13 protein-coding genes and 1 pseudogene are annotated in these 22,144 nt (G+C 56.3%); 5 read left to right on the top strand and 9 right to left on the bottom strand.

What is annotated here, in order from left to right; all coding sequences use genetic code 11:
* Positions 1-8: 8 nt before the first annotated feature.
* A complete protein-coding gene (locus tag M2418_RS20820) occupies positions 9-7,205 on the bottom strand; it encodes a peroxidase family protein (protein ID WP_259148878.1) in 7,197 nt (2,398 codons plus the stop codon).
* 219 nt (positions 7,206-7,424) lie between these two features.
* On the opposite strand from M2418_RS20820, the gene M2418_RS20815 reads away from it, so the two are divergent.
* Positions 7,425-8,924 (top strand): sensor histidine kinase, encoded by a 1,500-nt coding sequence (locus M2418_RS20815; protein WP_250985637.1) that lies wholly within the window; start codon positions 7,425-7,427, stop codon positions 8,922-8,924.
* Here the strand turns inward: M2418_RS20815 and M2418_RS20810 are convergent.
* The 5 genes and pseudogenes from M2418_RS20810 to M2418_RS20790 all read right to left on the bottom strand — a co-directional run bounded on the left by M2418_RS20810 (position 8,921) and on the right by M2418_RS20790 (position 13,649).
* Positions 8,921-9,580, bottom strand: coding sequence for a response regulator transcription factor (locus M2418_RS20810; RefSeq protein WP_062589101.1), 660 nt, complete (start codon positions 9,578-9,580; stop codon positions 8,921-8,923). The genes M2418_RS20815 and M2418_RS20810 overlap by 4 nt on opposite strands.
* Before the next feature lie 578 nt (positions 9,581-10,158).
* Positions 10,159-10,605, bottom strand: a pseudogene (locus tag M2418_RS20805) (IS6 family transposase); the annotation flags it as partial.
* 378 nt (positions 10,606-10,983) lie between these two features.
* Entirely contained in the window at positions 10,984-11,679 is a 696-nt protein-coding gene (locus tag M2418_RS20800) for an SMC-Scp complex subunit ScpB (protein ID WP_259148876.1), read from the bottom strand.
* A gap of 2 nt (positions 11,680-11,681) precedes the next feature.
* Positions 11,682-12,590 (bottom strand): DUF1403 family protein, encoded by a 909-nt coding sequence (locus M2418_RS20795; protein WP_259148875.1) that lies wholly within the window; start codon positions 12,588-12,590, stop codon positions 11,682-11,684.
* 165 nt (positions 12,591-12,755) lie between these two features.
* Positions 12,756-13,649 carry an AraC family transcriptional regulator gene (locus M2418_RS20790; RefSeq protein ID WP_259148874.1) on the bottom strand — a complete coding sequence of 298 codons (894 nt, stop codon included), beginning with the start codon at positions 13,647-13,649 and terminating at the stop codon, positions 12,756-12,758.
* 434 nt (positions 13,650-14,083) lie between these two features.
* Here M2418_RS20790 and M2418_RS20785 point away from each other — a divergent pair, with 434 nt between their 5' ends.
* The 4 genes from M2418_RS20785 to M2418_RS20770 all read left to right on the top strand — a co-directional run bounded on the left by M2418_RS20785 (position 14,084) and on the right by M2418_RS20770 (position 18,388).
* Complete coding sequence (locus M2418_RS20785; protein ID WP_259148873.1) at positions 14,084-14,893, top strand: transketolase; 810 nt, start codon at positions 14,084-14,086, stop codon at positions 14,891-14,893.
* The gene (locus tag M2418_RS20780) at positions 14,893-15,861 is read left to right on the top strand and encodes a transketolase family protein (RefSeq protein WP_259148872.1); all 969 of its coding nucleotides are present in this window, start codon (positions 14,893-14,895) and stop codon (positions 15,859-15,861) included. Before M2418_RS20785 ends, M2418_RS20780 begins: the two co-directional genes overlap by 1 nt.
* An 81-nt stretch (positions 15,862-15,942) precedes the next feature.
* Positions 15,943-17,415 (top strand): FGGY family carbohydrate kinase, encoded by a 1,473-nt coding sequence (locus tag M2418_RS20775; RefSeq protein WP_259148871.1) that lies wholly within the window; start codon positions 15,943-15,945, stop codon positions 17,413-17,415.
* A gap of 22 nt (positions 17,416-17,437) precedes the next feature.
* Positions 17,438-18,388 carry a sugar-binding transcriptional regulator gene (locus M2418_RS20770; RefSeq protein WP_259148870.1) on the top strand — a complete coding sequence of 317 codons (951 nt, stop codon included), beginning with the start codon at positions 17,438-17,440 and terminating at the stop codon, positions 18,386-18,388.
* Between the two features lie 25 nt (positions 18,389-18,413).
* Here the strand turns inward: M2418_RS20770 and M2418_RS20765 are convergent, their stop codons facing one another.
* Genes M2418_RS20765 through M2418_RS20755 form a run of 3 tightly spaced genes read right to left on the bottom strand, consistent with a single transcriptional unit; the run spans position 18,414 to position 22,139 of the window.
* Positions 18,414-19,223, bottom strand: coding sequence for an ATP-binding cassette domain-containing protein (locus tag M2418_RS20765; RefSeq protein ID WP_259148869.1), 810 nt, complete (start codon positions 19,221-19,223; stop codon positions 18,414-18,416).
* Between the two features lie 46 nt (positions 19,224-19,269).
* Complete coding sequence (gene fhuB, locus M2418_RS20760) at positions 19,270-21,237, bottom strand: Fe(3+)-hydroxamate ABC transporter permease FhuB (RefSeq protein WP_259148868.1); 1,968 nt, start codon at positions 21,235-21,237, stop codon at positions 19,270-19,272.
* Positions 21,234-22,139 carry an iron-siderophore ABC transporter substrate-binding protein gene (locus tag M2418_RS20755; RefSeq protein WP_259148867.1) on the bottom strand — a complete coding sequence of 302 codons (906 nt, stop codon included), beginning with the start codon at positions 22,137-22,139 and terminating at the stop codon, positions 21,234-21,236. Before M2418_RS20755 ends, fhuB begins: the two co-directional genes overlap by 4 nt.
* Positions 22,140-22,144: the final 5 nt, after the last annotated feature.

Here is a 22,144-nt window from a genome sequence, read left to right as displayed (position 1 = left end):
TTCGCGCTTTACAGGTTGAAGTCCGTAGTGGTGAGGTTGTGGTTCCCCTTGATGCTGAGGCGTAGTTCGGCGCTGCTGTCGCCGTCGACGCTTCCCTGGACGACGGTATAATCACCATCGTTACGCGTCTCGTGCGTGACGATCAGTTGCGCCGAACCACTGAGTGTGGAACCGGCCACCAGCGTGAACGCCTGATTCCCGGAGACACCATTGTTGGCGTCCGTGCCGCTCAGGTCGATCTTGTCTCCTGGCTGGAAGCCGAGGATGGTATCGCCATCTGCATCCTTTTCGGAGTTGAACAGGAACTTGTCGTTCCCAGCTCCGCCGTCAATGATGTTAACGGAGGCATTGGCCGTGATCGTGTCGTTTCCGGAACCCGTGACGACATTCTCGATGCTCCACAGCGTATCGTTGCCCGATTGGCTGCTTGATGCATAGCCTCTGCCCATGAAGCCGCTTCCGAGATCGACAGTCAGGTTTGCAGTTATCGCCGCCATGTCCAGCGTGTCGTTTCCGGCATCACCGTAGTAGACGTCATCGCCATCGCTGGCTTCGGCGATGAACATATCGTTGCCGCTGCCACCATGGGCTGTGTCGTTGCCGAGACCGGTCTGGATCATGTCGTCACCGGCGTCACCGAATACGCGGTCGTATCCCGCATCGCCGTAGAGCATGTCGTTGCCAGCGCCGCCCAGCAGGTCGTCGTTGCCGGCACCGCCGAAGACCATGTCGTTGCCCGCCTCCCCACTGAGAAGGTCGTCGCCGTCATCGCCACGCATAATGTCGTTGCCGGCACCGCCGGTCGCCACATCGTTGCCGGCGAATGCGACGATCATTTCTCCGCTTGCCGTGCCGACGAGCACATCAGCGTTGGCCGTACCGGCGACAGGAGCGCCGGCTGACGGGTCGGCAGCTGGCGTATCGTCTTCACCAGTGGCGGTGTCGCTGAACTGCGGCAGGCCTCCCTCACTCGTGAAATGAATGCTGTGCTGGCTGCTTGTCATTGTCGTCACGCCGTTCGCATCGGTCGTGACCACATAATCGTCGGCAGTTGCGCCGGCGGGCAGTTCAATGACGTCCTGCGGCCGCAAGGTGCCGACGATCGTGTCGTTGCCGCCATTCGAGCGGAACACGATGCGATGCGCAGAGGTCAGGGCCGAGATGTCAACCGTATCGTCACCGGCATTGCCGTCGATGGTGATCGTATTGAAATTCAGGCTGGTGAATGGCGCATTGAAATTGCCGATGACCTGGATCGTATCACCGTTATTCAGCCCACCGTCCGGTGTATTCGGATTGTTGTTGTTGTTAGCGGTCGTATTGAGCGTATTGACGCTGATCTCCTCGATATTGTCGAGCTCGGCGATGATGGTGGTCGTCAGTCCGACGGTCCGGGTAATGACGATCTCTGTGAGGGCTCCAGACACCGCAATGCCGGCCGCGATGGCTGCTGACTTTTCATAGATGCGGAATATTTCGGCTGTTCCGGCCACCCCGTTTACGATGAACGTGTCTATGCCACCGACCTCGCCATTGACCATGTCGAAACCATCTGTCGCGCCCGCTGCATTCCAGGTGATGGTGTCATTGCCGGTGCCAGCGAAAATGATGTCGTCGCCGGTACCGCCGCTGATCGTGTCGTTGCCATCGCCAGCATTGATGTTGTCGTTGCCGCCGCCACCGGTGATCGTATTGACCGCGCCGTTTCCAATGATGATGTCGTTGCCGCCGGTGCCGGCAATGTTGGCGGTCTCGACGCGGGTGATGTTAACCGTTGCAGGGTCGGTCAGGGTTCCGTCGCTGCCTGTATAGGTGAAGGAGCCTCCGGCCGTTCCATTGTCGGAGAGGGTAATGATGCCTGCTCCCGATGTCGGACCCGTTGCCAGGCCGTTAGCGCCACCCACAGCTGTGATGGTGACCGGTGAACCTTCCGGGTCGGCATCGTTGGCGAGCAGAGCCGCATGCGAGATCGTGAAGCTGGTATTCTGGGCCACGTTGGTGATGACAGTGTCGTTATTGGCGACCGGCGCATCGTTGGTAGCAGTGACATGGATTGTCGTCGTCGAAACCGGGCTGTCGAGCAGACCGTCATTGACGGTGACTTGCAGTGCACGATCACCTGCTAGAGGGTTTTCAGAACTGTTGGCGTACCGCACCTGCTGGATCGCCGTTTGATAGGCGGCCAGCGAGGCATTGCCCGTCAGCGTCAGGGTGATCCGCCCCGCGACAGTATTGTCGGCCGACGATGTGATGCCGCCCGGGAGGATACCAAGCACCGACAGGACATCGCCTGCGCTGGCATTGGTGAGGACGACACGGGCCGAAGCGATGCTTGTGCCGTCATCGGTGATCATAGCGCCCAGCGCTATTGCGACGGGCGCGCCGTTTTCAGCATAATTCGTCTCGTAATTGTTTCCAGGCGCCCCCGGAACAGGCGTGACTGTATCGATCTCCGTGCGAATGTTGACATTGTCGACGAAGAAGTTCTCGCCGCCTTCGAAAGTGCCTGCTGTCAGGAAGCGGATCTGCGTATTCGCTCCGATCATGCCTGCGGGGAGGGCCAACGAGAAGGTGTCGGTCGCGTTACCGCCAATCGTCTGCAGGTTCGTCCATGCACCGTTTGGATTTGTTGTATTACGCACCTGGATTGACACCGTTTCGCCAGCGTCGAGGCCAACGGCTTGCCAGTCGAACGTCAGGGTGGCTCTGGTGACACCTGTAAGGTTTACCGAGCGGGCCAGAGCCTCGCCACCATCTATGCCTGCAACAAATTGCAGCCTGCCGCCGCCGACATTCACGTCACCGCCTGCCGCGCTCGCATTGTCGCCGGTCTCGGTCCAGGCGCCTCCCCAGGCCGAAACGCCGTTATTGTTATTATAAGCGTTGGCGGTAAACGTGTCCCGGTAGGCCTGTGCCACTGTGGCAGTGGCCGTAGACGCCGTCGGCCCATGCAGGTCGAGCGTCGGCGCCAAAAGCGAGATGTCCTGATCGGTGAAATCCAGAACCTCGACGTTGCGGACGGTGTCCGTACCGTCGGTGGCCAGCCCACCGGTATGGGCCACTGTCACGGTGCCGTTGGGATTGAAGGTGATGTCATATTCGGCCCTAGCACCGGAGAATACAGCTCTGTCTACATCTGCAATGTTGTCGCTGTCCGGCTGATCATTGCTGTTGCGGATCGTCCGAACGATTGACAGTTGGCCGGGGTTGATCGTGCCGTTGAACATGGCGGCCGCGAGCGTCGTCATGCTATTGTGCAGCGCGATCGGCTGACCGGTGTGCTCCGTGTCGCCTGCTGCAAAGACACCGATCTGCACGTCGAGCCACTTGTCGCCGTCGATGATGTCATCGCCCGCCTGGCCGGTGATGACGTCGCTGCCGTCGCCGCCGAGAATGATGTCGCCAGCGCTATATTCAGTGACCCCAGCTCCGAGGACTTCCTGCAGGCCAGCGATCAGGGCGATGCCTTCAGCGTCGAGGGCGCTACCCTGATAACCTTCGGTACCCCCTTGAAGCGTGGGAAGCCGATCTGCAGCGAGCAGGTTGGTACCCGTCAGGACGTCGTTGAACCGCGTGCCCGACAGACCTTCGACCGATTCATATTCGTCGAGCGCAGCGTTCTGAGGCAGTGTCGGGGCCTCGTCGAAGACGATCGGGATCGACAAGTCGGCGTTCACGAAGTTCGGATTGTCCTTATAGGTTGCCCAGTCGAAGCCGGACATGCCCACCATCTTGCCGCGACCGGCGCTGCCGACGAAGATTTCGTCGCCGCCTTCGCCGATGAACTCGTCGAAGCCGCCATCGCCCAGGAAAACATCGTGGCCATCGATTTCGTCATGCGAGAAAACTTCGTCGAAGTTATCGCCAGGGGCGCCGTCAAAGGTGCCGGTTTCGATCCAGTCATTACCCTCGTTGCCGAGGATGCGTTCGGCGTTCTTGTTGCCGTAGATAAAGTCGTTGCCGGTGCCAGCGAAGACTTCCGAGCCCATGTCCGTTCCGAGGAAGATGAAGTCCTGGCCGTCATTGCCCATTACAAGGTCGAGACCAGGCCCGGCATGGACGACGTCATTGCCCTTGCCTGCCTTGATGTTGTCGTCACCGCCGCTGTCTACGATGATGTCGTCGCCGTCACCACCATTGATGATGTCGTTGCCGAACCCGCCTTCAAGACGGTCGTTGCCGCCATCGCCAAACAGCGTGTCGTCGCCGATACCCGCAATTATGATGTCGTTGGCTTCGGTACCGCCCATGACCACATGGTCGCCTCCGGTATAGCGCAGATAGTTGGTGTCTGGGCCTACAGTTGCCGGATTGTTGCGGATGACAAGCTGCGTGAGAATGCCATCGCCGAGCGGATCGGTGCTCTCCAGAGTGCCGTCGCCATCGAGATCGTTAAACTGGCGGGCCTGGTTGACGTCGAGAATGAGGCCGGGGGTCGAAAACACGTCCGACGGCAGATGTGTGGCATCGGTATTGCGCATTATCATCGCGGCGAAGGAGTTGTTCTCCATCTCGCCGAAGAGATGCAGACCGTCAAGACGCTGCAGATAGTAGAAGCGGTCGCCATTCTGCAGCTTTTCCATCTGCATTTCGAAGACGAAGTTGAAGGTCGAGCCAAGCATGCCACCGAATGGCATGATCGCTTCGGCCAAGCCGCCTATCCAGAGGTCTACATTGTTGAGCCCCCCAAGCGTTCCGCCGGCATAGGCTCCGGTCGCGTTCAGGAAGTCGAGGCGATCTGCCGGGATTGCAAGTCCGCCGACCGACACACCAGTAATAATGGTAAGCGCCGCGTTACGCTTGCCTTCGAGTGTCGTCTGGCCGTCGATCAGTGCATGTGTGCCGTAGGCTGCGACGAAATTGATTATCGAGGCCTCGTGCTTCAGATGACCGGCGAAATCGACCCAGCTCTCATAGGGCTTGAGCAAAACATCCTGATTGGTGGCGTTGTAGAACTGCGTGCGTGCCGCATTCAGTGATGGCACGCCGGTATCACGGCCACGCGCCAGGTTGATGGTCGCAAGATCGAGCGGCAGGCCGAGCAGATTGTTGCGCAACGCACTGGTGACGAACTCGTCAATCTCGTTGCCTGCCTGCCGCGTCATGCCGCGAACGATTGCGCCTGCTGAGATATCCGCATCAACGGTCGCTGTCCCGCCATTGTTCTCGAACTGGAGTGGATTGAGAAAACCCTCGATCAGGCCAATATGGTCGGGGTTGAAGTTTGGATCGAAGCGGTCGATCGACTCCGTCAGCATCGAGTGGCCGAAGCGATAGACTACGTGGGCGAACTCGGCGACAATCGACGGATCAATGGTGACGTCAAACCCGTCTGGAACCAGGAACACGTTGATGTTCGGCTGGATCTTGCGGGCGAACTCTTCAAACACCAGGTGCTGATACTGCATCTCGGTGCCGAATTTGGCAGCCTGGAAGAGGCGCTCGCCATCCCAGACGAGGCTATCCGCGTTGGCGGGAACCTCGGTAACATCGCTAACGAGCCATTCGTTCAGGAAGGCAACAGCCTCGGCCTGCGACGCGCCGCCGTCCAGCATCGCAACGGCATCTGCAAACACCACTTCCTGGGTATGCTCGACCAGCCGGTTATGTTCCGAATGGAACACGTGGTGTACTGCTGTCAGACCAATATTCTCGTTGGCACGGCCATCGCCGGCAACATAGTGCGCATCGAGCAATTCGTTGTCGTAGACACCAGGCTCATTGCCGGGGTTTTCCAGCCCGATCTCGATATCGCCGTCGGCCAGGCCGTCCGGTACCGCATTGTGCGCGATGTCGGCCAGGAATGCATGACCGGTAAAGATAGCATTCGCCGGAACGAGGACGCCCAATCCTCCATTGGCCGTGGGGTCGCCTTCGACGAGGCCCGTTGCTGTCACCATCTGCGGGTAGCCATTGGCGCCGCGGATGAATTCGCCATAGGGATCGGTGGCGAGCAACGGGACGTTGCCGACATTGGCGTCGACAAGCTGGATGCCCAGCAGGTCGGCTGCCTGCGCCTTGAGATCAGCCCAGGTGGCCATGCCACCATTGCCGCCTTCGATAAGCTTGCCCGTCGAGACCGGATCGCCAGTAGGGTTTAGTACATAGGCGCGGAGGAAAACCTGATGAGACGGATGGGAGGTATAAGTCTGGTTCTGGTCGACGAACGACGTGGTCGTGTTGACCGGACGATCGGTATTATCAGCGGCTTCGTTGACCGCCGTTGTCGGATCGTCGTTCATGATTCCGTCGGCGCCGGGACCAGCCAGGGTAGCGCGTGTCAGAACCATGAAGTTGGTATCGCTGCCTTCAACATAAAGCGGATCGTCGGGCATCAGCGGGATGAAAACGGTGCCGTTGCCACCCTTGGCGACGAGGTCGAGACCGTGATCGAAGAACTGGCCGAACAAGGTGAACCAGGAATTGAACGGTGCCGACAGTCCTTCGTCAGGCGCCGCATTGGTGATGACGACATTGACACCATCGAGCTCGACGCCGTTGGCATCCAGCAGCGCGACCAGTGCGTCATCCTGGGCATCGAGAGCGGCCCGGGCGGTAGCCAGGTTGGCCGCGGTCGCTGCTGCAGCATCCTGCAAAGCCTGATTACCGGGGCTCGCAGATGCCGCTGCCTGGGCTTCGGCGTTCAGCCGCTCGGCTGTCCCCACGTCGTTGAACAGTGGCTTGAGTGGCTGATAGGCGGCGGTAATCTGTGCCGTTACCGTCATCTGCTGGGCTGCGGGGACAATGCCCGCACGCTGCAGCGCAGTCAGTATCGCTGAGGGATTGCCGAGCGTCTGATCGACGATCAGGTTTGAGACCGTACGGACATAGGGGTCGAAGACATCACCAGCACCTGCGGAGCCAGGCCCGTCATTGTCGACGCCGGGCTGATAGGTGACGGGAACCAAGGCCCCACCAGGACCGGCAGGCACCATGATCGTCTTGAATTGGTTGCCTAGGGGTTCGGGGAATTCGTTATCGGCAGCACCCCATTCCGGATGCAGCGGGTTGTTGTAGGTCCCGTCAACGGTGCGCAACCCCCAGGAGAGATTATAGGTCGGGATCGAGCCACCGACCCCGAATAACGGCTTTGCGACGTTGTTCGGATCGCCGGTCGATGTGCCTTGCCGGAAGGCGGCGTCCGCTTCCGCGATTTTGATCTGTTTCAAGATGAAATCGAGATCCGACCGAATATAGGTGACCATTTTACTCTCCCCTCGGATTGTCCGGAAAACACTATTGTTCCGGCGATGCTTTTCCCCACCCTGCATTCGCAGGCATCGTCTGCTTTGCTGCAGTTTTTGGACTGGGGTTCTGGAGATGAGATTGCGAACGCCAATAGAAAATCTTCAGCATTGTCTGCGATGATCAGATAATGTCTTGAGGCAAGGCTAGGAGATAGTTCCAAAGGTCCACTGACATTCATGGACTTTGGTCTTCAGGAGGCCGGGACTTTAGGCCCGGAAACAAATGTGACTTACGTCCCTTTCAAAAAGAGCTCTGTCTACATGAGAACCGGGTTCTTAAATTATTGGCATACTCTTGATCTGAAACAGCAATTTTTGATAGTTGCCGGGCTGGTCATCTGCAGTTCGATGGCAATTCTTGGCGAGTGGCTCAATGGCCAGATTGCCGAAAATCAGCTGAGAAGCAGGACCGAGTCCGGCGCCCTTTACATGGAGGGTTTCCTGGCCCGCCATGTCGAGGGGTCTGCACAAGATCCACAGGTTTCCCAAACCCGCAGCAAGGAACTTGACGACCTGCTAATCGGCACTGACCTCGCACGCCGGGTCGAAGGATTCAAGATCTGGCGCAATGATGGGATGGTCATCTACAGCACCAACAAGTCCCTGATTGGAAGGGTGTTTCCATCGCCCGATCTGAAGCGGGCCTTCGCCGGTCAAGTCGTCGCGCAACTTGAATACGGCCACGACGACGGTGAAGGCGATGGAGAGAAGGCTGATAGATCTCTCATCGAAATCTATGCACCGATCTACCGTGCCGGTACGCACGACATCATCGCAGTCGGAGAGCTCTACGAGGATGCTGACGAATTCGTCGTTCAGCGCGATATGGTTCAGCGTCAGACATGGGCGATCGTAGGTGCAACAACACTCGCCATCATGGCGTTGTTGTACCTCATCGTCCAGCGGGCGAGCAATATCATCGCTCATCAAAGGACGACGTTGAAGATGCAGCTTGCTCAGGCCCAGACCTTGGCGGAGCAGAATACCGAGCTTCGTAAGGCAGCCGACAGGGCGCGAATGGATGCAACGAAGTCCAATGAGCAGATCCTGAACCGGATCGGTGCTGATCTGCACGATGGTCCCGTTCAACTGCTCAGCCTGTTGATCCTCAAACTTGGAGGATTTTCAGAGGCACCCATCCGATGTACGACGACGATTGACAGCGCGCCCGTCGTCTCGGAGGTCGATCTTACTCCCTCGCATATTGCAGGTCAGGTCTTGACGGAGTTACGAGAGCTTTCAACCGGACTGGTAATGCCGGAAATCGAACACATGACGTTGGAGTCGGCCCTAGGCATGGCGGTCGATCAACACGAATATACAACCGGCTCGAAGGTCACACAGCACTATGACGGCCTGCCCGAGCGTGTCGTGCACCCGCTGAAGATCTGTCTTTATCGCGTCGTACAGGAAGGGCTCAACAATGCTTTCCAGCATGGCGGTGGACGCGACCAGCGGGTATCGGCCTCAGCAGACCCATTGACCATCACCGTCGTCATTGCCGACGATGGACCTGGTTTTGGATTGAACCTCGCCCAAGGCCGTCGCAGGCCGCTCGGCCTGCAGGGTATTCGCAACCGCGTCGAAGCCTTTGGCGGTAGAGTTGAAATCCGGAAGCGCCCGCGCTCTGGAACGGAGCTTCAGGTCGTGGTGCCGATGGAGGGGAATGGCATCTAGTGACGTATGACAGTATCAGAGCCGCCTTCAAGTTTCTGAGCAGCAAGTAATACTTCCAGACGATTTCTTACATTCAACTTCTGCATCAGGATAGTCATATAGTTTTTGACGGTTTTTTCGCCGATCTGCAGGTCGGCCGCAATTTGCCGATTTGTGAAACCTCGTAGAAGCATCCTAATGATCTGGCCTTCACGTATGCTCAGCTTTACTTCGGCCCCGGTGATTTTCTTGAGAGAGGCCAACTTAAGCTCTTCGATGACCTTGCAGGCAAATGCAGGAGTAATGAACATATCGCCCCTATGGACGGTTGCGATGGCTTGGAGGAGCTCCTGCGCACTGCTTCCTTTGAGAACGTAGCCGCTTGCGCCAGCATTAAGTGCCCGCACAGCGTAATCGCTACCCGTCATTGCGGTAAACACCAGAATTTTCGTTCGGACTTTTTCGACCAGTTTTGCGATTGCTTCGAAAATGTTTCCCGGCATCATCAGGTCGACGACAAAGACGTCTGGCGCCAATCTCAGGCCGATATCCAGTATATCATCAGCGCTCGACCCAGTTGCTGTGACTGAAAATGCTGGCTGTTTCCTGAGGATTTCAGTCAATCCAGCAAGCATTAAGGGGTGATCATCAACCAGCGCCACCGAGATCGGACTCATGATTACACCCCACATAAAGTAAACATGATTGATATTACTATAGTAATTTCAAGTCAATGTAGCACATTTTGAGTACTTATAAAACACACGTACATCAACGTAGCTATTTCGGATTACTCATAGAAGCGGGATTAAGATCAAGGCGACTTTCGTGAAGCGGATTTGCGCCAAGGTCACTTGAGACAAACGCACGGTGCCCGATGTGAAACCTGGCGTCACGCCCACTTCAGGCATGAAAATCGACTACTCATCTCAACTATACACTCCCGCAACAGGACTGCGGCGGGCGAAGTTCCGTTTCATTCCTATCGAGCAAGACCTTATAAAGACAGTGGTGATCGGCAAAAGACCCGGCCACCGACCAGCACCTTGCAGGTGCAAGGCGACATCGCCAATATATTGGCCGCGATGGATGTAATTGCGGAGATGCAGCAAGTCGTCACCTTAACCCAAAAACGCTCTGTTGGGCCGAATTGCGCCTTAGCAATATCGACATGGAGGTCAAACGCAAAAAGCTCCTCGAGGCATAGGCCGGAGCAGTTGTTGGTGATATCTCGCGGGTGGCAGGCGTTTCGGGTATGCGAACGATGTTCGACGCCCGGCATCAATTCTGCCTTTGCGGCTGAATAGGACCGCAGCTTGTCGGTGACTATCACCCGCGGGATGGTGCCCTGACCCTTGAGAAGCTTGCGCATCAGACGCAGGGCTGCTGCCCTGTTTCTTCGGCTTTGCAGCAGGGCATCGAGGACGTAACCGTTTGCATCGACGGCGCGCCACAGCCAGTACTTCTTTCCCTTGATCGTTACCACCATCTCATCGAGCTGCCACTTGTCGGCAAATCGGCCTCGTGCGCGGCGCCGGCGCTGGCAAGCGAATTTGAGACCAAACTTCGCTGCCCATTCCGACACAGTCTACAACGAAACGTCAATACCGCGCTCGGCAAGCAGGTCTTCGACGTCGCGAAAGCTGAGCGGGAACCGATAATAGCGCAAATAACGTCGTCGACACGACAGCTTGAGGCGAATATGGCCAACTGTTCAGCGGGTTAACTGCCCCTTCCCTTCCTCTGGAGTGAAATCGCAAGCGAAGAATTTGACGTCGAGTTTCTTGCTTAGCACTTCAATTGAAATTGGGAGCAAAAATCCATAGCGTTCTGGACGCTCGAAAAACGGCGTACGCGACGTTTAAAAGATATGAGGTGATGTGCCCCTGCGTGACCGAGGGCGCTGGCCGAGGTGGCGATCCTGCTCGCACCGAACTTGGATGCAAAAACCGGGTAACGAGCATAGGGCATCTGTTCACTGCCAATCGGAATTTTTGCAACAGGACCGAGAACTCGAGACCCCAAGGCGAACGCTTCGATCGTGCAGAAGTCATCCGCGGGGAAACTGACCGCGCACGCATTAATTTTCGTCTGCGTCCTGTATGGTCTCAACCGCCGATTCAGTCACCACAACGGCTTTCCTGTTCAACAGGCCTGCGTCCTCAAGGGCTTCGATATCCGGTAGGTCACGCAGTGTCTCAAATCCGAAAGCCGACAGGAAATATTTCGTCGTCACATAGGTGTAGGGTGCGCCAGGCATAGGACTACGCGGCCCGGTATCGAGCAAGCCTGCACCGCGAATACTGGCGATCGTATCGCGCGAAATTTCCTTGCCGAAAATTTTGGATAGTTCGCCACGTGTAATGGGTTGGAAATAGGCAATAGCGATCAATACCATCGCTTCTTGGTGCGAAATAGCCGGTGCCATGGCCCGTGTTTGACCTTTGGCAGCTTTTATAGCATGCGCATAGGCCGGCTTTGTCCGATATTGCCAACCACCGGCGACAGAAACGATATCGTAGGACCTCATTTTCATTTCCGCAAGCAGATCACCAACCAACCGATCAATATCGCAATTTGCACCCACCACGCGGGCCAGAGTTTCGCGACGAACCGGTTCTGACGCGGCAAAAATTATCGCCTCCGCGCGCATCATCCATTCTCTCCACCGAAACTCTTCCGGCAAATGTTCCAGCTCGGTATCAAGCGGAATTTCAATTTTGCTACCAGCCTGTTTGCCACGCCTTTGCTTTTTGGGTGCAGCTTCATCGTCCATCGTCAAATCCCGTAAACGCGGAATGTAGAGCGGCCAGAAAGCTCCCTGACACCACCGAGGCTTTCTAGACGCTCGAAAAACCTGCTGCTGGCCCAACGTGACAAGTCTGTGCCCGGCGCTGAGGCAGAGACGGCATCCTCGTTCAAAAGCTGCCAGACTATCCTTTCGCCACCTTTCGTTCTTATCTTTTCAGAGCTCATTGTCATTCGATCTGCCCGTCGCCCGATGTCGTTTGCAAGTTGCAAAGCATCTTCTGCCCCACGAACCAGCGCCATACAGACCGCCTGCGCAAACCCGTTGTCACCGGGTATCACGCGCCCCTTGCCACCACTTAGTCGAAATCCCGATCCATAACGTTGGGTCAGCAATAGCGGAACAGGCAAATCCCAACCAAGGCGTTGCGCCAGAAGCCAATCGGCCAGCCACCATGCCAAAACCTCTGCATCAGGCCGCACGACATAAATTCTTGCTACCATTTCCGCTATTTCGAATGGAACAGCCTGTGGCTTCTGCATGATCTCGTCAATCACGACAGGCAACTCGGCAAGTGTGCTATCCCACCTCAACGAAAAAAGCTCTACCAGCGCCTGAAGGGTTTTGGAGTTGATGAAGTCCATCCGCGTTTTCAGCATTCTGGTCGCCAACAGCACATTACCGGCAGGCCCGGCATTTTCCCCCACCCGAGACATTAAAACGGCATCGCGCAAAGCAGCCTCGTCCGTCTCACGCCCAAGCATCTGATTGGCTGATAGCGCACAGAGAAGCGCCAACCGGCTTCGCCAGCATCCAGACCAGGCATGGCCCTTTTTTATAAAACCATCGAGAGAGTTTAGTGCCGCCCCAGCCAGAAACGCCGCATCCGCTGCGGTCGCAATGGTTTTCTTCTCTGAAACCCAAACCGGAACAATCATGGGTGAATAGCCAACATTCACACCGGTGCGCGACGCTCTTTTCATCCGCAAAGACTAACAGACAAGTGCACTTATTGCCATATGCGCGATAGTTTACGCACAGCATGTCTTAGATTGCACTTTTACCATTTTCACCAGTAACGGCAGATCCTGGCGGCTGATATCTCAACCGAGCTGTTGCATGCGTCGCCATGCGGCGGGCGTTTGCCCTGAAACCTGGCGGAACGATTTCGTCAGATGCGCCTGGTCTGAAAATCCAAGCTGCGCTGCAATGCCAGCGACACTCAGATCGCTTTCCAGCAGCATTTTCTGCGCCAGATCGATACGCTTGCCCAACTGCCACTGCAACGGTGTCTTGCCTGTTGTCTGTTTGAAAACATTGGCAAACCAGCTTTCTGACAGACCGACAATCGTTGCCATCTCTGCAACGGTCATTCGGCAGTCGCTACGTTCGCTCATACCGACGATCAGCTTGTTCATCTGCGCCTGCGTCAACCGTCCATTAGATCGCTCAAAATCATCCTCGGGAAGATCCAGAAGCGCCGTGACAATACTGCCGATGAGGGTTTCTGCGTAGACTGCATGCTTTGATGGCTCACAAACCTCGTCAATGACCAGACTGGCCAGCATTTCAATTGAACGAATATCCTGAATTTCAACCGGCCTGCGCAGAGCAGTCAGAGCAGCCGATGTTCCAATCGATGGAGACAGGAACCTTAGCAGGCGATCCTTGTGCAAATGAAGATCGAGATGGGAGAACCGATGTAGGGCAGTAAAATTCGTCCACAATGGCACGCCCGCTGGCACATAAATGGCCCGCATCATGGGACGATATTGCTGGGTATCTATCCTGTCTTTATTCGACATTTGGATATGTGATGACACATCGTTCAGAAAAATCACGATACGCGGATCAGGAGACAGATAATAGCCATTGGCGCCGTTCTGGCCCTCAGCGTCCCAGTACACACTCATCATGCCGTCAAGCCCACGCCATTTGACTGGCGCATTCAGCTTTATGCCTTCCGTCTGGCAAACCATCGAGTGCAGATAAGTCATTTCAGTTCATTCAGCTTTTATCGTGAGTTCCGGTTTGTGGACCCGACCGGCCGTTAAAGTGAAACTGCCCGATAACATCAACGCTCTTTACACCCTCTGGAAAACGGAGTTTCCGTGGCCGTTATTTCCCGCTTAGTCGGCATATTATTATGATAAAAATATTCATGTTTATCCTACATGGCAACTGTTTTGTCATCGAAGTGGCGAACGAGCGCGTCACACCACGACAACGCTTGCCTGTCGGATATTTTCGGCCAGACCGCACACGGTAATCGCTCCCGGCCGGCACTGCATAACTATTCACCAAAGCGTTTAAATCCAGATTTTCAATCTGAACAGCCAAAGCATTGGCAAAAAAGCGGCTGGAGACTTGACTATTTCTTTTAATGTGAAATTATATCTATAAGTGCATATATATTCATTACGGAGATTTCATGCAGCCGAATGATCTCGAACACATCGCCCGCCAAATTCGCCTTCGCGATGTTCAAGCAGTTTTCGAAGCTGGTGCCGGCCATATCGGCGGAGAAATGTCTGCAATAGATATTCTCACTGCCCTTTATTTTCGCGTCCTGCGCATTTGGCCGGATCAGCCAAAGCATGTGGACCGCGATCGTTTCGTTCTGTCCAAGGGGCACGTCGCGCTGGCACTTTACGTGACTCTCGCCAAACGGGGCTTCATACCGGAGGAAGAAATCAGCACATTTCTGAAGCCGCATTCGCGCCTGAATGGTCACCCGAACTGCAACAAGGTGCCGGGAGTAGAAACCAACACCGGACCGCTGGGTCACGGCTTGCCTGTTGCTGTCGGAATGGCCAAGGCTGCCAAGATAACAGGCGCTAATTATCGCACCTATGTCTTAACGGGCGACGGTGAGATGCAGGAGGGTTCAAACTGGGAAGCTATCGCCTCCGCAGCGCAATTCGGCCTCGATAACCTCACGCTGATTATCGATCACAACCGCTTCCAGCAGGGCGCAGCCCTCAAAGACACCAACGACCTCGCACCTTTCGCGTCCAAACTTGCGGCATTCGGGTGGGATGTCACAGAAATCAGCGGCAATGCCATGAACGAGATTGTTCCGGCATTGGAAAAGCGTGGCGACCGCCCACATTGCATCGTTGCCCATACCAACAAGGGCCACGGTATTTCCTTCATGCAGGACACCGTTGATTGGCATCACAAGGTGCCAAACGCAGAACAATACAAAATTGCCTTGGCTGAGCTTTCGGAGACGCCGTGATGAACGCTATAACACCTTCCGCAAAGCTGCATGATTGTCGCGATGCTTTCGTTGCAGTGCTGGAACGTCTCGGGGCTGAAAATTCCAAAGTCGTCGCCGTCTGCAACGACTCCGTTGGCTCATCGAAGCTCGGCGGCTTCAAGGCCAAATGGCCAGAGCGTTTGGTCAATGTCGGGATTGCCGAGCAAAACATGGTTGGCGTTGGTGCCGGCCTTGCAAATGGCGGCCTCCTGCCCTTCGTCTGTGGCGCCTCCTGTTTTCTTACGGGACGCTCGCTGGAACAGGTCAAAGCTGACATTGCTTATTCCAATGCCAACGTGAAACTGGTCGGCATTTCTTCCGGCATGGCATACGGCGAACTTGGACCAACGCATCATTCAATTGAAGACTTTGCCTGGACACGGGTTTTGCCGAACCTTCCAGTCATCGCCCCGTGCGATTCCATCGAAACCGCAGCAGCTGTCGAATGGGCGGCCAAATATGATGGACCGGTTTTCCTTCGCCTTTCCCGTGTCGGGGTTCCCGATCTGCTCCCGGTAGGCCACACGTTTGAACTCGGCAAAGCCAATCTTTTGCGTGACGGTGATGCACTGACGTTGATTGCCAATGGCACACTCACCCACCGCATAATGAAAGCTGCCGATATTCTGGCCGCCAAGGGTATCGAAGCCCGGGTACTTAACATGGCAACCGTTCGACCGATCGATGTCGATGCGATTGTAAAGGCGGCACGGGAAACAGGTGCAATTCTGACCGCTGAAGAGCACTCGGTTTATGGTGGCCTTGGCTCTGCCATTGCCGAATGTGTGGTGGCTGAAGCACCTGTTCCAATGAAAATACTAGGTGTCCCGGGAATATTTGCCCCCACCGGCTCTGCAGAGTTCCTGCTGGACGAGTTTGGCATGTCGCCTGCAGCCATAGCAGATGCAGCGGTGTCGCTGATTGCACGGAAGTCTTCACAGGCATGACCTCGCATGCCTAAACTCGATACCGGGCGCAGCATGGGTTCACATTCGCACTGCCCTTAACGCCCCTCAACCGGAGCAGCCATGACGACGCCTGCCATTCTCGCCATAGACCAAGGCACCACGAATTCGAAGGCCGTGCTTGTGTCCACCGCAGGAGAAATCCTTTCACGCGGATCATCCCCGGTTGGCATCGAGCATCCGCAACCCGGCTGGGTGGAGCAAAGTCCTATTCGCCTGTGGCAATCTGTTCAGGAGGCAATCGCAAACTGCATTCAGGCCAATGAGAACGTTGAGATCATCGGCATTGCCATCTCCAATCAACGTGAATCTGTCACGATCTGGGATGCACAAACAGGAGAGCCATTAGGCCCAGTTGTAAGCTGGCAGTGTCGTCGCACGGCATCTGCATGCGCAGAATTGATTACCGCAGGTCATGCGCCGCGCGTGCAGGCACTGACGGGCTTGCCGATTGACCCGATGTTCCCTGGCCCGAAAATGAAATGGCTTCTGGATCGGGCACCAGCAGGACATAACGTAAAACTGGGAACCATCGATGCCTGGCTGATCCATTGCTTTACCGGCGGCGCGGTCCACGCATGTGATGCAGCCAATGCCGCCCGCAGCCAGCTATATGATCTCAACGGCCAAGTCTGGAGCGACGAACTGTGCACCCTGTTTGGTGTTCCCAAGTCCGCATTACCGGAAGTTCGCGATAGCGCCGCGCATTTTGGCGTCACCAGCAATGTGCCGGGTCTTAAGGACGGCATTCCGATTGCCGCCGCCATTGGCGACAGCCATGCCGCATTGTTCGGCCATGGCGCGTTTAATCCGGGCGATGGCAAGGCAACCTTCGGCACAGGGTCGTCAATCATGACCACCCTTCCCGGCTTCATTGCGCCTCAACAAGGTATCACCACCACCATTGCGTGGTCGATTGCTGGCAAACCGACCTATGCTTTTGAGGGCAATATTCTGGTTTCGGCCGCTTCTCTTCCATGGATGGTCGAGATGCTAGGCCTTCCCGATGTGCAGGCACTGACCGAACTTGCCGCGACGGCCGCCCCCGGCGGACCCGGTTTCGTTCCAGCCTTTGTCGGGCTTGGCGCGCCCTACTGGCATTCCGATGCACGCGCATTGTTTTCTGGCATGACCTTCAACACGACGCGGGCGCAGATGGCGCGTTCAGTCACCGATTCCATCGCCTTTCAGGTGCATGACGTATTCAAAGCCATGGCCTCGCAGTCGCAGACACCAATGGGTCGTCTCTACGTTGATGGCGGTCCAAGTCAGAACACTTTCCTTATGCAATGCGTGGCCGATGTTCTTGATCGGGCGATCATTCAATGTGATGCGCCGGAGGCGTCAGCACTGGGTGCTGCCTATCTTGCCGGCCTTTCACTGGGTGTGTGGTCGGATCTGGCAGCCATCAGTGCGCTGCCACGCAACAGCAATACAATCACCCCACGGAGCTCCGATGTTATGGATCGCCTGCATGTCTGGCAGGACGCAATCTATCGCTCGACCGTGTCCGTCCCTTCATCTATGAGTGAATAAAAATTCACTGCCGGAGGTTTGCATGGCACGGCTCAATGAGCTGCGACTGATCGCCCGAATTGCCCAGATGTACCATATCGAAGGCAAAAGGCAGTCCAAAATTGCTGAAATCATGCATATGTCTCAGGCAACCGTGTCGCGCATGCTGAAGCGTGCCGAGCAGGAAGATATCGTTCGCACGACGGTAATTCCACCAGCTGGCACCTTCGCAGAGCTCGAAGACGCCCTTCGTGATCGCTACGGCCTGACCGAAGCCATTGTTATCGACTGTTCGGAAGATCGTGACAGCGCCATTACCGCGCGCATTGGCGAAGCAGCCGCACATTTTCTGGAGGTCACCGTTCAGCCGGATGAAATCATCGGTGTCTCAAGCTGGAGCCAGACCATTCTGCGGATGGTGGACAACATTCATCCGCTAAAAAACGCAAAGGCCAAATACATTGTGCAGGTACTTGGTGGCATGGGCGATGCGTCAGTGCAAACCCATGCGACACAGTTGACCGCGCGTCTTGCCCGGCTGACCGGTGGCGAACCGCGCCTTCTCCTCGTACAAGGCATCACCTCATCGCGAGAAGCAAAGCTCGTCATGCTGGCCGACCCGGTTGTGCGTGAAACCATGGACCTTTTCAGCCGCCTTAGCCTCGCCATTGTCGGCATTGGCGCCGTCGAACCGTCAGAACTTCTGGCCCGGTCCGGCAATATCTTCTCACCGCAGGAGATGGCCATGCTGCACGATGCTGGCGCAGTTGGCGAGATTTCCTACCGCTTCTACGACAAGGACGGTAAACCGGTGGAAACACCACTCAATGATCGGGTTATCGGCCTTTCACTCGAAGAGCTACGTAAGACCAATCGCGTCATGGCACTGGCCGGTGGAGAGTCCAAGACCGAAGCCATTGCCGGCGCGTTGAAACTTGGCGTCATAGACGTGCTGGTCACCGACAAGTTTACCGCCGCTCGTCTGACAAATTGAGATTTTTCAAAGCGGTTGCAACGGTTTATATCGCCAGCGCCACCAGCCTGCCGGTGGCCGGATGCGTGATGACATCCATTGAAACGCCGTAGATTTTTTGCAGGGCTTGCGATGTCATGATCTCATCCGGGCTGCCGCGGGCAATCAGCTTGCCGGAATGAAGTGCGATAATGTCGTCGCAGAAGCGGGCGGCCATGTTGACGTCGTGCAGCACCACGACAACACCGAGACCCTTTTCATGCGAGAGACGCTGAACAAGTGACAGCACCTCAATCTGGTGCGCCACATCGAGCGCTGAAATTGGCTCATCCAGCAGCAGGCAATGTGCGTCCTGGGCAACCAGCATCGCCAGCCACACCCGTTGGCGCTCTCCGCCCGACAACGTATCGACAAGCCGGTCAAGGAATGGGCCGATATCTGTCAGCTCAATCGCCTCATCGACCTTTTTTTGATCAACAGTGCTGAACCGACCAAGCGCCCCGTGCCATGGGTAACGACCAAGAGCCACCAGTTCCCGCACCGTCATGCCCGATGCTGGCGGTGTATTTTGCGGCAGGTAAGCAAGCCCTCGGGCAAACTCGCGATTACCCCACTCCGACAGCGGCTTTCCACAGAAGGAAACATCGCCGCCGGTCGGGTTTTGCAGACGGGCAAGGATTTTCAGCAGTGTCGATTTGCCGGAGCCATTATGACCGATCAGACCAACTGTTCTTTTCGCGGGCAGAGCGAGTGTCAAGGGCTGTAACAACGTCCTGCCCTGTAAAGACAGCGATACATCCTTTAATGAAAACAAGGGAGAAGCCTCATCGTTTTGCGATGTAACAAAAGTGTTCATGCCCCTGCTCCTCTCGTTACCGCATACATAATCGCAATCACATTTGTCATGCGCGCCTGCCTATCAACCAGATGAGATAGGGCGCGCCCGCCATGGCAGCAAACAATCCCAACGGCAGTTCGTAAGGGAATGTCACAGTTCTCGCACCGATATCTGCAATCAACATCAGCATTGCTCCCAGCAAGAATGTCGCCAGCATATGATCGCGAGATCTTGTGAATCCTGCCCTGAAAGCAATATGCGGCGCCATCAGCCCCACAAAACTAAGCGGACCAACCAGCAACGCAGCAGCGCCAGTTCCCAGCCCGGCAGCCAATATCATCAGAGTTCGTGCTGCCCGGACAGGCACTCCCAGCGTTTGCGGCACGGAAGCTCCGAGCGGCATAATCGTCAACCAACGGGAAAGCGTCAGGCACAGAAACAGGATAATAACGCCGAGTGAGCCCAAAACCATGGCGGTAACCGGAGTCGCAGTCGATGCAGTACCCCCCAGCCAGGACAGGATCTGCCATGATCTCTGATCACCAACGGCAAGCAGTGCCGCCAGGATTGCAGAACTGAAGGAACTGACCGCAACACCGGCCAGCAGAATGCGTTGCGGAGAAAGATGCTGCCGGCTGGAGAATATCAGCACAACAATCATCACGGCGATTGCACCGAGGCCTGCCCCGGCAAACAATTGCAACATGCCAGCTGCCGGGAAAATAGTAATCGCGGCGGCAAAACCGATGCCTGCTCCGCCACTCACACCAATCACTTCCGGGCTTGCCATCGGGTTGCCGGTCAGTCGCTGCAGAATTGCGCCTGCGAGAGCAAGCAGACCGCCGGCACCAGCCGACGCCAGCAAACGGGGCCAACGAAGAGGCAGAACATCCTTGAAGTCCTGCATATTCGAAATCAGCCAGCCCTCAGCGGTTTTGGCAACAGCCAGTGCAACAAAGACAATGACCGGGATAAAAGCACACAACAGCAGAAGACTCCGCAGTGATCGACGGTTCTGTTGTTCCGCAATACCGGATTGATGGGCATCATCGGAGCGCACCTGCGGCAAAAGCCACAACAGCAGCGGGCCGCCGATGAGCGCTGTCACAGCACCTGTCGGGAAATTTTCACTGGTTGTTGATGCCAGCAACTGGACAAAACCGTCGCAAAGCCAAAGCAATAGCCCCCCAGCGACCGGGGCGGCAAACAGGATATGGGCTGGTTTACGAACACCAAGCCCCCGCACAAGTGCCGGCGCAGCAAGTCCGATAAAACTCACAAGTCCGACAGCAGCTGAAACACCTGCGGATAGCGCCACTGCCAATGCTCCAATGGCAAAACGAATCCCGAAAAGCGAGACCCCGAGAGACCGCGCACCGGCATCACCAATCGCCAGAACCACCAGAGGTCGGATCAGAAGCAGGGTCAGGAACAGCCCACCGATCAACTGAAGCAGCAATGACAGGGATACCGACCAGTCCTGCTGGCTCAGCGAACCACCATTCCAGGTGACAAGGGACATCAGATATTCGCCCTGCGACAGGGTCAGTGCCGCAGAAACCGCAGACGCCGTCACGCCGACCAGAAGACCTGAGACAACCATCGAAACGGGCTCGAAGGCACGTCGCCATCCAAGCAGGAAAACAACCGATGCCGCCATGAACGAACCGGACAGTGCGACCAGACCACGGTAGCCATCCAGCACTTCCGGGAAAAACAACGTGCCAGCGACGATGGCAAGCTGCGCGCCCGCAGACACACCAAGTGTAGAAGGGTCGGCAATCGGGTTTTGCAAAAGCCGTTGCAGAAGTGCGCCGGAAAGCCCGAGTATGGTGCCTGCCAGTATGGCAACCGCTGAGCGAGGCAATATCGCATAAGCCAGAATGATCTGGTCGGTCGTCATTCGTGCCGCATCAAACGGAATGGCAGGCCAGTCCTGTAATGGCAATCTTTGTAGCGCTGTATAGGTGGCGAGTGCCAGAGCCAGAAGCAGCGTTGCTGCGGCAAGGCTCCAAATTGTCCTGACGGTCACAGCGCATCCTCATTGGTTAGCAGTGCCTCCGTCAACAACCTGGCAAAACGCATGCCGGCTGTCACACCTCCATAGGGATTGACGTTGTCCAGCATCACCAATCGCTTGCTCTTGACCGGCTCAAGCGCGCTCCAGATCAGGCTTCTGCGTAAACCGCTGCGCGCCTCCACCGGAACATTGGACACAACGACAATCCGCGCATCCGGATTTTCCGCAAGGGTTTCCAGCGGCACCGGCGCTGCGAAGGTAAAACGCGAGCCCTCACGCCATGCATTCGGCAGACCAAGCCGCATCAGGATGTCGCCAAACATGCTGTCGCTGCCGAAGGCGCGAAAGTGCCTGCTATCACCGATATTGATGATGTAGGTCGGACGATTGGCGTAGGTTGAAAGACGCTCACGCATCGTTTCCAGCAAATGCCCGCTCTGCTGCAGTACCTCTTGCGCCTGTGTGGACCTGCCAAGTCGCTCGCCCAGCGCAGTGACCGCCGCAAGTGCTTTGCCGAAGGGCGGCTCACCCTTGACGTAAAACGGCAGCGACATGGTTGGTGCAATGGCCGCAAGCTGCTGCTGATAGCGGGTATAAAACGGCGAAATCAGAATAAGCTCAGGCCGCAAGAGATAAAGAAGTTCAAAATTTGGCGAACCTCTTAAACCAAGATCTGCGACAGTCTCCGGCACCAGCGGCTCGACACTATCCTTCCTGAACTGGATAAGTTCAGTCGCGGCAACGGGCGCAACACCAAGCGCCATGGCGGTTTCCAGCATCGCCCAATCAATGGCCGCTACGCGCTGCGGGAAGGCCTCCGCCTGCGCCAACCGCCCAAATAGCGGCACGGCGAGCAGGCCAAGAACCTGTCGCCGACCAAGGCCTGATACGTTCAGTTTTGTGTGCACCGTCATTCCGG

This window comes from Rhizobium sp. BIGb0125 (assembly GCF_024810055.1).
Lineage (GTDB): Bacteria > Pseudomonadota > Alphaproteobacteria > Rhizobiales > Rhizobiaceae > Agrobacterium.
The sequence above is the reverse complement of the archived record's forward strand: the minus strand, read 5'-3'. Positions and strand labels throughout refer to the sequence as shown.